Raw genomic sequence first — 14,636 nt, forward strand, 5'->3', positions numbered from 1 at the left:
CGTCCGCATGACTGACAAGCCTGAAGTTGACTTCATCGAGGGCCCTCCGCCCACCGAGCTCCAGATCAAGGACCTCGTCGTCGGCGACGGACCCGAGGCGGTGCCCGGTGGACTCGTTGACGTTCACTACGTCGGCGTCGAGTTCGACACCGGCGAGCAGTTCGACTCGTCGTGGGACCGCGGACAGTCCGCGAAGTTCCCGCTCCCGCAGCTCATCGCCGCATGGCAGCAGGGCATCCCGGGCATGAAGGTCGGCGGCCGGCGCCAGCTGGTGTGCCCGCCGGAGCTCGCGTACGGGCCCGCCGGCGGCGGACACCGGCTCTCCGGCAAGACCCTCGTCTTCGTGATCGACCTGCTGGGCGTCTGACGCCTACAGCGCATCCACCAGTGCGGTCACTCGCTTGACCGACACGGGGAACGCTGTCCTGAGGTTCTGGGCCAGCAGGCTCAGCCGCAGCTCCTCCAGCGCCCAGCGAACGTGCTGGACCTCGGGGGAGAGGCGGGCCCAGGGCGACAACGCGGCCGTACGCTCGTGGAACCTCGCCTCGAGCTCCTGGGCGGCCAGCAGGTCGTCCGTGAGCGGGGCGGAGAGCCGCCGCCGAGCGGCCTCGAGGTAGAGCGGGATGCGTCGCAGCTGGGTCACCCCGGCATCGCGGATGAACCCCGGATAGACCAACCACGACAGCTGCACGCGTACGTCCTCGCCGGCCTCGGTCGGCGGGGTCGGGATGACCTCGCCGAGCGCGTGCAGCACGTCGATGACGGCGTGAACCGCGCGCTCCGTCTCGTCGTACGCCTCGGCGCGCACGGCCTCGCGCAGCGCGTCGAACGACTCCTCGTCCCAGACCGGGCTGCCATGGCGTAGGAGCAGCGCTTCGAGGGCCGCGAGCCAGCACTCCTCGATCACCGCAGCAGCATCGGCATGCGGTCCGGTCGAGAGCAGCAGCTTGGCGCGGAGGTCGAGTGAACGTCCGAGCTGGGGCACGGGTGTTGCCAGCGAGAAGGAGAGCAGTCGCGCCTGTCCGCGCGGCATCGCGGCAGTCTGCTCGGCCTCGGAGTCCAGGACGCGCAGCGCTACCGATGTGCCCTCGTCGACCAGCGCGGGGAATCCCGTGACCTGACCGGCGGAGATCGTCCGGTCGATGTCGCCGACGGTCCACGCGAGCAGGCCTGATCGTTCCTCCTGCCGTGCCGCTTCGGTCAGGTCGGCGCGCACATGGCTCGCCAGCTCGGTGCGCAGTGCCTCGAGGTCCTTGCCCCGCGACAGCTCGACGCCGTTCTCCACGACGCGGAACGTCACCCTCAGGTGTCCGGGTAGGGCACTGAAGTTGAAGTCCTCCGGGCGGACGAGCGTGCCGTTGAGGAGCCGCATCTGGCGGGCGAGCTCCTCGCTCAGGTCCGCGGCATCCGGATCCATCGCCTCGACCAGGCGAGGAGCAAACTGGCCGGCCGGGACGAACTCCCGGCGCAGCGCCTTGGGCAGCGACCGGATGAGCTCTGTCACGAGCTCGACCCGATGCCCCGGCACGTGCCAGTCGAACGCCCGGTCATCGACGGTCAGCAGCCTCTCGATCGGCAGGTCGACCGTGACACCGTCGTCCTGCATGCCGGGCTCGAAGGCGTACGTCAGCGGGTATGCCTCGCCGTCGGAGTGCCACTCGCGGGGAAACTCCGCGTCAGCTCCCTCCGCGTCGCGGCCGAGCATCGCCGGGTCGAACGTCAGCAGGTCCGGCTGGTCAATGCGCGTCTTTTTCCACCACGAGTCGAAATGGCGCGTCGACACGACGTGAGCGGGGACCCGCTCGTCGTAGAACGCGTACAGCGTCTCGTCATCCACTCGCAGGTCGCGGCGGCGCAGGCGTTCCTCCAGCTCCTCGACCTGCTCGATCATGGCCTGGTTCCTGGCATAGAACTTGTGGTGCGTACGCCACTCGCCCTGCACGAGGGCGTGCCGGATGAACAGCTCCCGCGACACCACGGGATCGACGCGGCCGTACTGCACCAACCGGTCGACGATGATCGGGATCCCGTAGAGGAGCACCTTCTCGCGGGCCATCACCGCGCCGCGCTTCCGCGACCAGTGCGGCTCGCTGTAGGACCGGTTGACCAGGTGCTCGCCGGCCTCCTCGACCCACTCCGGATGGATCTTGGCAGCCGTACGCCCCCACAAGCGGCTGGTCTCGACGAGCTCGCCCACCATGACCATCCGCGGCGGTTTCTTGGCCAGGCCGGAGCCGGGGAAGATCATGAACTTCGCCTGCCGGGCGCCGAGAAACTCCCGGCCGTCGAGCTCCCGCAGGCCCACGTGCGACAACAGTCCGGTCAGCAGCGCCTGGTGGATCAGGTCCGGATCCGCTCCGGGGTTGCCGGGCTTGAGCTTGAGGTCCTTGGCCGTGCGGCGCAGCTGCGAGTGCACGTCGTGCCACTCACGGATGCGGAGGTAGTGCAGGTACTCATCGCGGCACATCCGTCGAAAGGCCGAGCTCGAGAGGGTGTCGCGCTGCTCGCGGATGTACTTCCACAGCGTCAGCCACGACAGGAAGTCCGAGTCGGGCTCGACGAACCGGCGGTGCTTCTCGTCCGCTGCTTGCTGGTGGTCCAGTGGACGTTCGCGCGGGTCCTGGATCGACATCGCCGAGACGATGACGAGCACGTCGGCCAGGCAGCCGAGCCGGTCAGCCGCCAACAGCATCCGGCCGAGGCGCGGATCGGTCGGCAGGGTGGCCATCGAGCGGCCGATCGCGGTCAGTCGCTGGCTGCCGGACTGGTCCGTTCCGAGCGCACCCAGCTCGTACAACAGGTTGAGCCCGTCGGTGACGGCTCGGGAGTCGGGCGGGTCGAGGAACGGGAAGTCCTTGATCGCGCCGAGGTCGAGTGACGCCATCTGCAGCAGCACCGACGCCAGGTTGGTCCGCTGGATCTCGGGATCGGTGAACTCCGGGCGGCTCTCGAAGTCCTCCTCGGCGTACAGGCGGATGCAGATGCCGTCGGCGACGCGGCCACAGCGGCCGGCCCGCTGGGCGGCGCTCGCCTGCGAGATCGGCTCGATCGGGAGGCGCTGCACCTTGAGCCGCTGACTGAACCGGGAGATGCGGGCGAACCCCGGGTCGATGACGAACCGGATGCCGGGCACGGTCAGCGACGTCTCGGCGACGTTCGTGGCGAGCACGATGCGTCGACCCGGGTGGTCGCTGAAGATCTTCTGCTGGTCGCCGGCGGCCAGGCGTCCGTACAGCGGCAGGATCTCGGTGCGCGCGTACTTCTTGCCCGCGAGGAACTCCGCGGCGTCCCGGATCTCCCGCTCGCCGGAGAGGAACACCAGGATGTCGCCGTCCCGCGGCAGCTCCGAGATCGCGTCGGCGATGCCCTCGAGCATGTCGCCCGCGTCGGACTCCGTCAGCGGGCGGTAGCGGACCTCGACCGGATACGTACGCCCGCTGACCTCGATCACCGGCGCGTCGAACATCTCCGCGAACCGCTCCACGTCGATCGTCGCCGAGGTGATGATCACCTTGAGGTCAGGGCGGCGGGGGAGCAGCTGCTTGAGGTAGCCCAGGAGGAAGTCGATCGACAGCGATCGCTCGTGCGCCTCGTCGATGATGATCGTGTCGTATCGCTCGAGTCGGCGATCGCCGTGCACCTCGGCCAGCAACAACCCGTCGGTGACGAGCCGGATCGCGGTGTCGGCGCTCGTACGGTCGTCGAACCGCACGGCATAACCGACTTCAGCGCCGAGCTCGACGTCACACTCGTCGGCGATTCGCTTGGCCACCGACCGGGCGGCGATGCGTCTGGGCTGGGTGTGCGCGATGCTCCGGCGGCCCAGCTCGTACGCGATCTTCGGCAGCTGCGTCGTCTTGCCCGACCCGGTCTCGCCGGCCACCACGACGACCTGGTGGTCACGAATCGCGGCCGCGATGTCGTCATGGCGCGCCGTGATCGGCAGTGCCTCGTCGTACCCGATCTTCATGAGGTCACAGCCAGCTCACGTGGTCTTTGAGGAATCCGTAGCCCACGAACGAGATGACGTCGAGGATCGTGTGCGCGACGACGAGCGGCAACACCCGCTTCGTACGGGTGAACCAGTAGCCGAACACCAGCCCCATCACGAAGTTGCCGAACGCCTGGCCCACTCCCTGATAGAGGTGATAGCTGCCCCGCAACACGGCACTCGCCAGGATTGTCTGCGGCACGCCCCAATTGAGCTGGCGCAGGCGGTTCATCAGGTAGCCGACCACGATGAACTCCTCGATGACCGCGTTCTTGACCGCCGCGAGGATCAGGACCGGGACGGTCCACCAGTAGGTGTCGAGCGGGCTTGTGACGATCTCGGCAGTAATGCCCATGGCCCGGCCGGCGAAGTAGAGGCCGATGCCGGGCAAGCCGATCACGGCGGCCAGGAGCGAACCCCACACGATGTTGCTCCAGGCGCCGCCGCGATCGAAGCCGAGCCGCTCACGCACCGGCGGCTGGTCCTTGTCGAGCGTCATCAGGTAGATCGCCAGGGCTACCGGGACGATCGCGAAGCCGATGCCCAACAGCTGGTAGGTCAGGTCGAGCCACTCGCGTGGACTCTGGTTCGCGTTGAGCGTCGCCGTCGACTTCCTGAGCCCGCCGGGCTGCGTGACCTTGGCGGCAAGGCTGACCACGGCGTAGACCGCTGACGCACCGAGCGACAGCCCGAGGACGATCCAGATCTCGGTCTTCAGCCGACGGTCGGCTACCGCACGATCAGACACCGTCAGAGGTCGTCAGTGCTGAACGTGTCGCACTGGTTGACAGAGCCGCCGTGGTAGCCGGCAAGGAACCAACGTTGACGCGACTCGCTCGACCCGTGGGTCCACGACTCCTGGTTGACCCGGCCCGTCGACGCCTTTTGGATACGGTCGTCGCCCACGGCAGATGCCGCCGAGAGGGCCGACTTGATGTCGTCGTCGGTCAGCGGCTTCAGGAGGGTGTTGCCGTCAGCGTCCTTGGTGGTGGAGGCGTGATTGGCCCAGACGCCGGCCATGCAGTCGGCCATGAGCTCAATGCGTACGCCATTGCTGAGCGGGCCGGTCTGGCCGTCCTGGCCCTTGGCGAGGAAGCCGAGCAGGTTCTCCACGTGGTGGCCGTACTCGTGCGCCACGACGTACTCCTGCGCCAGTGCGCCGTCGTCGGCCCCGAAGCGGCTGGTCAGCTCGTCGAAGAAGCTCGCATCGATGTAGACACGCTGGTCCGACGGGCAGTAGAACGGGCCGGTCGCATTCGACGCGACACCGCACGCGGACTGCGTCGAGCCGGAGTAGATCACGGTCTTGGCCTGCTGGTACTGACGCTGCACATCGGCCGGCAGCGCGTCGGTCCAGTAGTCCTGGACGCTGTTGACCGTGCCGATGATCCGGCACGTCGCGTCCCGGTTGGCGTCCGCGCCGGTCTTGCACTGCGAGAAGTCGGTCGTCGAGGTCTCGCCGCCGGCCTGGACCTGGCCGGGATCGAAGGGGTTTGCGCCCGCGCCTCCGCCGGTGACGTCGCCACCGAAGATCAGGGCGAGGATCAGCAGGATGAGACCTCCTGCGCCTCCGCCGATCACCGCGCCACCGCGGACGCCGCCACCGCCACCGGTCACCTGGCTCGTGTCGAGATCGGCGCCCTCGTTGAAGGTCATGACGTCACCTCACAGAAAAGCCCACGATAGTGAGGTGACGTCATGATGCTGCCTCATGATTCACTCGCTGGCGCTCGCTCATGCCCGAAGTCTACGCAGAGCGGAGGGAACCGCCCGCCGTTAGTGTCGTGCTGTGACCTCGACAGATGCCAGTGCGAGCTTCCAGATGCCGGAGGGCCTGTCGGCCGGCGACACAGCACGCCTCGGAGGCCTGCGGCGCATGCGTGCGCTCGCGTTGTCCCTGCTGATCCTCGCTGCCGTCATCTATGTCCTCACCCGCAATCACGACGATGGTTGGCTGGGCTATGTCAACGCCGGCGCCGAGGCAGCCATGGTCGGCGCGATCGCGGACTGGTTCGCCGTCACCGCGCTGTTCCGGCATCCCCTCGGCCTGCCGATCCCGCACACCGCGATCATCCCGAACCGCAAGGAGTCCCTCGGGGCGAGCCTGCAGGAGTTCGTCACCGACAACTTCCTGCGTGAGGACGTCGTACGCGAGCGCATCCAGTCCGCCGGAGTCAGCCGCCGGGTCGGGGAGTGGCTCGTCACGGACGGTCACAGCGAACGCCTGGTGGCGGAAGGTTCGCGCGTGCTCGCCGACGCGCTCCGCCACGTGAAGGAGAGCGATGTCGCTGCCGTGATCCAGGAGGCGCTGATCCCGCGGCTCAAGGAGGAGGAGCTCAGCCTCGTCGTCGGACAGCTGCTCGAGGAGATCCTGCGCGACGACGCTCACCGTGGCCTGGTCGACCTCGCACTGGACGAGCTGGGCCGTTGGCTCTCGATCAACGAGGACGAGGTCTCGGCGTTGATCGAGAACCGCGCACCCTCGTGGACGCCGTCGTGGCTCGACAAGCGTGTCGCCGGGTGGGTGCACGAGCAGGTCGTGGAGTGGGTCGCCGAGATCGGCCGCACCCCGGACCACAACGCGCGCATCGCGCTCAACCGGTGGCTGACCGACCTCGCCGACGGGCTCCAGCACGACGCCGAGACACGTACGCGCTTCGAGAACCTCAAGGAGCGCGTCCTGTCGCAGCCGCGAGTGGGCACGACGTCGGTACGTCTGTGGGACGCGCTCCGTCGTGCCCTGATCGGATCGCTCGCGGACGAGAGCGGTCTGCTCCGCCGCCGGGCGCTCGAGGAGATCGAGGCGTTCGGCCAGCGGCTGATCGACGACCCCGAGCTCGACCGCCGTATCGACGCGACGATCTCGGACGTCGCCGCATACGCCGTCAACCACTACGGCAGCGAGGTGGCGACCATCATCTCCGCGACGGTCAACCGGTGGGACGGCAAGGAGACCGCGGAGCGCATCGAGCTGCACGTCGGTCGGGACCTGCAGTTCATTCGCATCAACGGAACCGTCGTCGGCGGCCTTGCCGGCATCGCGATCCATGCCGTCTCGACGCTCCTCTGACGATTTTCGTCGACGTCGTTAGCCACAGAATGTGGAAAACATGTGCATAACAGGGCGATGCTTGTGGGTGACGTAGGTCACTCTGTGGGTAAGTGACACATTCTCGAGAAATAGCCCAGAAACTTCAGAAAATCCCTTGCGCGCCTGGTCGCCCGGGGCATACAAATGACCTACGCAATCCTTCGGGAAAGCGGGAAAGAATCCAGATTCGATCCCATGGCCAGCGACGCAAGTCAACGGCAGCCGGTCAGTGATGTGACAGGCGGGAAAGACGAAGGATTCTGGATGAGAGAGCTCATCACACTCGATCACAATGAGGCCCCGGAAACTCATACTTTCCGGGGCCTCGACTAATTGTGCCAACTATTTCCGTGCGGTGCCAATGAGCCGCTCACGACGGCACCACCAAAGCGCCTACCCGATTCGGAACACCGACGGGTCTTTGCTAAAGTTCAGTGCTGCACCGCGCCCGTCATACAGGCGCTTGTCCGGGTGGCGGAATGGTAGACGCGCTAGCTTGAGGTGCTAGTGCCCTGTAAGGGGCGTGGGGGTTCAAGTCCCCCCTCGGACACACGAAATGGCACCACCGCTCAGGTCTGAGCGGTGGTGTTTTTCTTTGCCTCGACGGGTCAGCTCCAGATGGTCCCGAGCTCACTGATCCGGCAGTCGCGCACGGTCGCCGTGCCGCCCGTCGCCTGCCATGCGATGCCGTCGTTGCTCTCGTCGGTGAACACCAGGACGGATGCGACATATCTGCCGGTGTCGAAGAAGACCTCGACCGAACCCGTGTCGACGACGGCGTGCACGTGAAGCTTCGTCATGTTCGGGTCGTCGACAGGTTGCGTGCGCCGACCCAACGGGACTGGGTTGCCATCCCGGTCGAGGACCGGTTCTGAGCCCGATGACGACCTGTCGACAAAGACGCTTCCGTTGCGCGCGTCGAAACCCGCGCTGACGAACTCGTGCTCACCCCGTCGGACGTGCACGGCGACCTCGTCGAGCTGCTCCCACTCGACGTTGGCCTCCAGCTCGTACGCCTTGTGGTGAAACGGCAGGACATGGATGTCCTCGACGTCGAAATCGGCCACAGACACCGACTTGAGCCGCAACGGCGCGGTGTCGATGACACGTTGGACGACACGCGGGCGCCCGCCGCGAGTCTCCAGGCTCAACGTCCGTGGCAGGGACATGGCACCGTGCCACGAACCTGTGGGCGTGCCGTAGGGGTAGCGCCAATTGCCCATCCACCCGATCCAGACCTTGTCGACCTGGCGGTCATCTGACCAGGTCTGGGCCGCGTAGAAGTCCTGGCCGAAGTCGGTCACCATCACCTCGTCGGCCGCGTTCTGGTTGGTGAACGTCGTCCCGTCGAACGTTCCGACGAAGTATTGCGATGTCGATCCATCCGTGGCTTCGCTGTCGCCGACACTGACGTGAAGGACCCACAGGATGGCGTCCTCACGTCCGTCGAGGGGGAGTGGGAAAAGATCTGGGCACTCCCAGACCGCGGTGTGCAGGCCGTTGTCCTGACCGAAGTCGCTCAGGTGCGACCAGCTGATCAGGTCCGGCGATCCGAAGATGGAGACGTAGTCTCCGTTGCTGACCACCATCACCCAGGACTCGGACTGCGAGTGCCAGAAGACCTTCGGATCTCTGAAGTCCACCGCACCATCGTTGTGAAGCACCGGATTGCCGCGATAGCGCACGAACTCGAGGCCCCGGTCCGAGCTGGCAGCGATGCTCTGTGCCTCACCAGCACACGTGCAGGTGAACACCGCCACGATGCCGTTGCTGCCGTGCACCAGACCGCTGGTGTTGTGACGGTCGACGACCGCGCTGCCCGAGAGCGCCTGGTCCTCGCCCTCTCGGTCCAGGGCAATGCCGAGATCACGCCAGAACAGTCGGTCCTTGCTGACGGCGTGGGCCCACCTGCCGTCGTGCTGGTAGAACAAGTGGTACTCGCCGTCCACGTACACCAGTCCGTTGGGATCCGCGAGATTGCCGTGTGCGGGGGAGTAGTGGACGCGCGGGCGGAATGCGTCGGACGATCGACGTAGCAATGGCCGAGGCCGCGTGTCCTGGGCTTGTTCTGAGGTGCAGGCAGCCAGTAGCGCCGCAGCACCGAGCGACAGAAAAGCTCGTCGTTCCACGTCGGTAGTCCTTCCCCCTACAGACCCCGGCCGGTCGGCTTCGACGCCGGCTCCTCCGCTGTTGGGACTCAGCGTAGTTCGGGACTGTTTGCGTGCCGGAGGTCTCGATCTCGGCTGATGAGTCGAGGCGGATTTCGCGGTGAAAACGGGTGGTTGATCCAATCGATCCATAGCGGTTTTTCGTCGTCGTGCAACTCGGGCGCCCACTGTTGACACGTGTTGATTGCCCGCCTAGCGTCCCTGCGAAAGAACGAACGCATCTCGGGAGGTTGTCCATCGGGGTCGGCCCCGGGACGTTCGGGGGGAGAAGAATTGTCATGCGCAGTTTCGCGAATCCAGGCAGCCGCCGTACGCGGCGAATAGCCGTCAATGGCGTCCTCGCCGCGGTGCTGGTCGGGGCCAGCTATGTCGCCACCTCACCAGCGGAAGCCGGCCCAGGCTTCCCGGATCCCACGATCCACACACAGCGTGCCTACAGCCCGTACGCCGACTTCACGGCGAAATGGACACGAGCCGACGCTCGCCAGATCAAGGCACAGTCGGATCCAACCGTCGCGCCCGGGGAGAACTCACTGCCGGAGTCTTTGACGATGCCGAAGATTCCCGGGGACTTCCCGGACACGAATCCGGATGTGTGGGTCTGGGACACCTGGACGCTCACCGACGACAAGGCCGACCAGTTCAGCTACAAGGGCTGGGAAGTCATCTTCGCGCTCACCGCGGACCGCCACGCCGGCTACACGTTCGACGACCGGCACATCCATGCGCGACAGGGCTACTTCTATCGCAAGGCGGGCATCCCAGCGTCCAAGCGTCCCAAGAACGGCGGCTGGATCTACGGGGGCAATGTGTTCCCCGACGGAGCCACGGCCTCGCTCTTCAAGGGGCAGACCTACACGCACCAGGCGGAATGGTCCGGATCGACGCGAATCTTCAAGGGCAACAAGCTGCGTGCGTTCTACACGGACCTGGCGTTCAACCGTGACAGTGACGGCAACGACATCAGCCCCGCGGACGCACGAATCGCCCAGAGCGAGGGAACCATCCACGCCAACAAGAATCGGGTCTGGTTCACCGGTTTCACGAAGCAGCACGAGCTGCTGCGGCCTGACGGCGTGCGCTACCAGAACGGCGAACAGAACCCGTTCTACAACTTCCGCGACCCGTTCACGTTCACTGATCCGGCTCATCCCGGCAAGACCTTCATGGTGTTCGAGGGCAACACCGCGGTGACCCGCGGAGCGCGTACGTGCAACGAAGCCGATCTCGGCTACCGTCCCGGTGATCCCAACGCCGAGACAGTTGACGACGTGCTCGACTCCGGCGCGACGTACCAACAGGCCAACGTCGGGCTCGCAGTCGCGGACAACAAGTCCCTGACGAAGTGGCACTTCCTGGATCCGATCCTGTCGGCGAACTGCGTGACCGATCAGACCGAGCGGCCGCAGATCTACCTCAAGGACGGCAAGTACTACCTGTTCACGATCAGCCACCGCAGCACCTACGCGGCCGGTATCGACGGACCTGACGGCGTCTACGCCTTCGTCGGCAAGGGCGTGCGCAGCGACTACCAGCCGGTCAACAAGGGCAGCGGGCTGGCGCTGGGCAACCCGACCGACCTCAACACGGCATTCGGGGCGCCGTCGAACATCCTGCCGGACGAGAATCCCAACGCCTATCAGTCGTACTCGCACTACGTGATGCCTGGCGGCCTGGTCGAGTCGTTCATCGACGCGATCGGGACCCGGCGGGGCGGTTCTCTGGCCCCGACCGTTCGCTTGAAGATCGACGGGAGCACGACCGCAGTCGACCGCAGCTACGGTGACGGCGGCCTCGGCGGATACGGCGACATTCCGGCGAACAAGCGCTATCGCGGCTGACGCTGCAAGCACGCGGCGAGCCCCCGCGCAGGCTTCGGTCTGGGCGGGGGCTCGTTGGAGTTCCCTCCAGCGTTGCGCGCCGCAGTAGCGTTGTTGATGTGACCCCTCCCACCATCGCGACGGTCGGCGCACTGCGGGCTTCTGGCCACGTGCACAAGACCCTGCGCGCCGAGATCCGCGACAACCTCCTCTCCGCCCTCCGCGAGGGCCGCGACCCCTGGCCAGGCCTGCACGGTTTCGAGGCCACCGTGATCCCGCAGCTCGAGCGAGCCCTCATCGCCGGGCACGACGTCGTCCTGCTCGGCGAGCGCGGGCAGGGCAAGACCCGTCTGCTGCGTACGATGGCCGGCCTGCTCGACGAGTGGACTCCCGTCATCGATGGGGCAGAGCTCGGCGAGCACCCGTTCGAGCCCATCACCGCGACGAGCCTGCGCCGTGCCGCGGAGCTCGGAGACGATCTCCCGGTCGCATGGCGCCACCGTGACGAGAGGTACGCCGAGAAGCTCGCCACGCCTGACACCAGCGTCGCCGACCTGATCGGCGACGTCGATCCGATGAAGGTCGCCGAAGGGCGCAGCCTGGGCGACCCCGAGACGATCCACTTCGGCCTCATCCCGCGCAGTCACCGCGGCATCGTGGCGATCAACGAGCTGCCGGACCTCGCCGAGCGCATCCAGGTCGCGATGCTCAACGTGATGGAGGAGCGTGACATCCAGATCCGCGGGTATGTCCTGCGGCTGCCGCTCGATGTCCTCGTCATGGCGAGCGCCAACCCTGAGGACTACACCAACCGTGGCCGGATCATCACGCCGCTGAAGGACCGGTTCGGCGCCGAGATCCGTACGCACTACCCGACCGAGCTGGTCGACGAGGTCGCGGTGATCCGCCAGGAGGCCGAGCTGGTCGCCGACGTGCCGGACTACCTGGTCGAGATCCTCGCCCGCTTCACCCGCGGCCTGCGCGAGTCGAGCGCCGTGGATCAGCGCAGCGGCGTCAGCGCCCGCTTTGCGATCGCGGGCGCCGAGACGATCGCGGCCGCAGCGATCCACCGCGCCACCCGTCAGGGTGAGGACGAGGCCGTGGCGCGTCCAGTCGACCTCGAGACCGCTGTTGACGTGCTTGGCGGCAAGATCGAGTTCGAGTCCGGCGAGGAAGGTCGCGAGGACGAGATCCTCGACCATCTGCTGCGATCTGCAACGGCCGAGACCGTACGGGCCCACTTCCGCGGCATCGACTTCACCGTGCTGGTCGACGCGATCGAGAACGGCACGATCGTCACGACGGGGGAGCAGGTCACCGCCCGCGACTTCCTCACCGGTCTCCCGGTGCTCGGCGAGTCCGAGCTGTACGACGACGTCTGCGAGCGTCTGGGCGCGACGAACGACGGCCAGCGCGCCGGAGCCATCGAGCTGGCGCTCGAGGGTCTCTACCTCGCGCGCAAGGTCAGCAAGGACACCGGTGGGGGCGAAATCATCTATGGCTAGAGCCAACCGCAGGCTCACCCGAGCTGCCCGCTACGGCAAGTACGTCGACGGGCCCGACCCGCTCGCGCCGCCAGTTGACCTGGCCGAGGCACTCGACGCGATCGGTGAGGACGTGATGGCGGGCTATTCGCCGGAGCGAGCCATGCGGGAGTTCCTGCGGCGAGGCGGCAAGGACCAGGCCGGTCTCGACGACCTGGCCCGGCGAGTCGCCGAGCGCCGGCGCGAGCTGACCCAGAGGCACAACCTCGACGGAACGCTCCAGGAGGTCAAGGAGCTGCTCGAGCACGCGGTCCTCGAGGAGCGCAAGCAGCTGGCCCGCGACGTCGAGATGGACGACAGTGAACGTGCCTTCGCCCAGATGCAGCTCGACAACCTGCCGCCTTCGCCGGCCGCCGCCGTCAGCCAGCTGAGCGACTACGACTGGCAGAGCAGCGCCGCCCGCGAGGACTACGAGAAGATCAAGGACCTCTTGGGTCGCGAGATGCTCGACCAGCGCTTCGCCGGCATGAAGAACGCGCTCGAGAACGCCACCGACGAGGATCGGGCGGCGATCAACGAGATGCTCGACGATCTCAACGAGCTGCTCGAGGCGCACAATCGCGGCGACGACAGTCAGGAACAGTTCGACGAGTTCATGGACAAGCACGGGGAATTCTTCCCGGAGAACCCGCGCAACATCGACGAGCTGCTTGACTCGTTGGCCCAGCGTGCCGCCGCCGCGCAGCGGTTGCGCAACTCGATGACCCAGGAGCAGCGCGACGAGCTCGACGCCCTGGCGCAGCAGGCGTTCGGCTCGCCGGAGCTGATGTCGTCCCTGGCCCGACTGGACGGCAACCTGCAGTCCGCGCGTCCCGGCGAGGACTGGGGCAGCTCGGAGTCGATGGACGGCGAGGAGGGACTCGGTCTCGGTGACGGCACGGGTGTCTTCCAGGACATCGCCGACCTCGACGAGCTCTCCGAACAGCTCTCGCAGTCGTACAACGGCTCCCGCATGGACGATCTCGACCTCGACAAGCTCGCCCGTCATATCGGCGATGAGGCGTCGGTCGACGCGCGTACGCTCCAGCGGCTCGAGCAGGCCCTGCGGGACTCCGGCACGATGAAACGAGGGTCTGACGGTCAGCTCAAGCTGACCCCCAAGGCGATGCGTCAGCTCGGCAAGGCGCTGCTGCGTGATGTCGCCAACACGATGTCCGGTCGGCAGGGCAACCGCGACATCCGGCAGGCCGGGGCGGCCGGCGAGCGCTCGGGCGCCACGCGGGAGTGGGCATTCGGGGACACCGAGCCGTGGGACGTGACCCGCACGATCACCAATGCCGTCACGCGCATCGCGGGGGAGGGCGGCTCGACGACGGGCCGCGTGAAGATCGAGATCGGCGACGTCGAGGTCCAGGAGACCGAGGCGCGTACGCAGGCGTGCGTGGCGCTGCTCGTCGACACCTCGTTCTCGATGGCGATGGACGGTCGCTGGGTGCCGATGAAGCGCACGGCCCTCGCGCTGCACACCCTCATCACGAGCCGGTTCCGCGGCGACGACCTGCAGCTCATCGGGTTCGGCCGGCACGCCGAGGTCATGGACATCGAGCAGCTCACCGGGCTCGACGCGATGTACGACAAGGGCACCAACCTGCACCACGCCCTGCTGCTCGCCAACCGGCACTTCCGCAAGCATCCCCACGCCCAGCCGGTGCTGCTCATCGTGACCGACGGAGAGCCCACCTCACACCTGGAGTCCAGCGGCGAGGTGTTCTTCAGCTATCCGCCCCATCCGGTGACCGTTGCGTACGCCGTGCGGGAGCTCGACAACTCGGCGCGCCTCGGCGCGCAGACGACGTTCTTCCGGCTCGGCGAGGATCCCGGGCTGGCCCGGTTCATCGACTCGATGGCGAAGCGGGCCGGCGGCACGGTCGTGGCGCCGGAGCTGGATGACCTCGGCGCTGCAGTCGTCGGCTCCTATCTCGGCTCACGTGACCCGCGCGGAGGGTTCGGAGGCACGTACGGCGACATGTTCGGCGGCGGACGAGGCTTCTGGGTCAGCTGATCCCTTGACTGGTTCACCTG

At 66.9% G+C, this 14,636-nt stretch carries 9 protein-coding genes and 1 tRNA gene; 6 read left to right on the forward strand and 4 right to left on the reverse strand.

The window, feature by feature from the left end:
• Positions 1 to 7: 7 nt before the first annotated feature.
• Positions 8 to 367, forward strand: coding sequence for an FKBP-type peptidyl-prolyl cis-trans isomerase (locus AC1DVU_RS20290; RefSeq protein WP_476924262.1), 360 nt, complete (start codon positions 8 to 10; stop codon positions 365 to 367).
• Between the two features lie 3 nt (positions 368 to 370).
• On the opposite strand, the gene hrpA is transcribed toward AC1DVU_RS20290, so the two are convergent.
• From hrpA to ypfJ, 3 genes are read right to left on the reverse strand one after another with little or no spacing between them, the layout of a single operon-like run.
• Complete coding sequence (gene hrpA, locus AC1DVU_RS20295; protein WP_476924263.1) at positions 371 to 3,970, reverse strand: ATP-dependent RNA helicase HrpA; 3,600 nt, start codon at positions 3,968 to 3,970, stop codon at positions 371 to 373.
• Positions 3,971 to 3,974: 4 nt separating this feature from the next.
• Positions 3,975 to 4,739: a CPBP family intramembrane glutamic endopeptidase gene (locus AC1DVU_RS20300; RefSeq protein ID WP_476924264.1), complete on the reverse strand. Its 765-nt coding sequence runs from the start codon at positions 4,737 to 4,739 to the stop codon at positions 3,975 to 3,977.
• Positions 4,740 to 4,741: 2 nt separating this feature from the next.
• On the reverse strand, positions 4,742 to 5,647 hold the full coding sequence (gene ypfJ / locus AC1DVU_RS20305) for a KPN_02809 family neutral zinc metallopeptidase (protein ID WP_476924265.1): 906 nt from the start codon (positions 5,645 to 5,647) through the stop codon (positions 4,742 to 4,744).
• A gap of 133 nt (positions 5,648 to 5,780) precedes the next feature.
• Between ypfJ and AC1DVU_RS20310 the strand changes: the two genes are divergently transcribed.
• A complete protein-coding gene (locus AC1DVU_RS20310) occupies positions 5,781 to 7,061 on the forward strand; it encodes a DUF445 domain-containing protein (protein WP_476924266.1) in 1,281 nt (426 codons plus the stop codon).
• A 486-nt stretch (positions 7,062 to 7,547) separates the two neighbouring features.
• A tRNA-Leu gene (locus AC1DVU_RS20315) sits at positions 7,548 to 7,632 on the forward strand.
• A gap of 58 nt (positions 7,633 to 7,690) precedes the next feature.
• Here the strand turns inward: AC1DVU_RS20315 and AC1DVU_RS20320 are convergent.
• A complete protein-coding gene (locus tag AC1DVU_RS20320; RefSeq protein WP_476924267.1) occupies positions 7,691 to 9,211 on the reverse strand; it encodes a glycoside hydrolase family 32 protein in 1,521 nt (506 codons plus the stop codon).
• A 317-nt stretch (positions 9,212 to 9,528) separates the two neighbouring features.
• Between AC1DVU_RS20320 and AC1DVU_RS20325 the strand changes: the two genes are divergently transcribed.
• The 3 genes from AC1DVU_RS20325 to AC1DVU_RS20335 all read left to right on the forward strand — a co-directional run bounded on the left by AC1DVU_RS20325 (position 9,529) and on the right by AC1DVU_RS20335 (position 14,616).
• A complete protein-coding gene (locus AC1DVU_RS20325) occupies positions 9,529 to 11,091 on the forward strand; it encodes a glycoside hydrolase family 68 protein (protein ID WP_476924268.1) in 1,563 nt (520 codons plus the stop codon).
• A 98-nt stretch (positions 11,092 to 11,189) separates the two neighbouring features.
• The gene (locus tag AC1DVU_RS20330) at positions 11,190 to 12,575 is read left to right on the forward strand and encodes a MoxR family ATPase (protein ID WP_476924269.1); all 1,386 of its coding nucleotides are present in this window, start codon (positions 11,190 to 11,192) and stop codon (positions 12,573 to 12,575) included.
• Entirely contained in the window at positions 12,568 to 14,616 is a 2,049-nt protein-coding gene (locus AC1DVU_RS20335; protein WP_476924270.1) for a vWA domain-containing protein, read from the forward strand. Before AC1DVU_RS20330 ends, AC1DVU_RS20335 begins: the two co-directional genes overlap by 8 nt.
• Positions 14,617 to 14,636 lie beyond the last annotated feature (20 nt).

It is taken from the genome of Aeromicrobium sp. P2_G6 (assembly GCF_056403535.1).

What these genes read in the sequence shown, in the direction of transcription:
- AC1DVU_RS20290 (WP_476924262.1), top strand. Translation starts at nt 8, where the DNA reads ATGACTGACAAGCCTGAAGTTGACTTCATCGAGGGCCCTCCGCCCACC.
- hrpA (WP_476924263.1), bottom strand. Translation starts at nt 3,970, where the DNA reads ATGAAGATCGGGTACGACGAGGCACTGCCGATCACGGCGCGCCATGAC.
- ypfJ (WP_476924265.1), bottom strand. Translation starts at nt 5,647, where the DNA reads ATGACCTTCAACGAGGGCGCCGATCTCGACACGAGCCAGGTGACCGGT.
- AC1DVU_RS20325 (WP_476924268.1), top strand. Translation starts at nt 9,529, where the DNA reads ATGCGCAGTTTCGCGAATCCAGGCAGCCGCCGTACGCGGCGAATAGCC.
- AC1DVU_RS20335 (WP_476924270.1), top strand. Translation starts at nt 12,568, where the DNA reads ATGGCTAGAGCCAACCGCAGGCTCACCCGAGCTGCCCGCTACGGCAAG.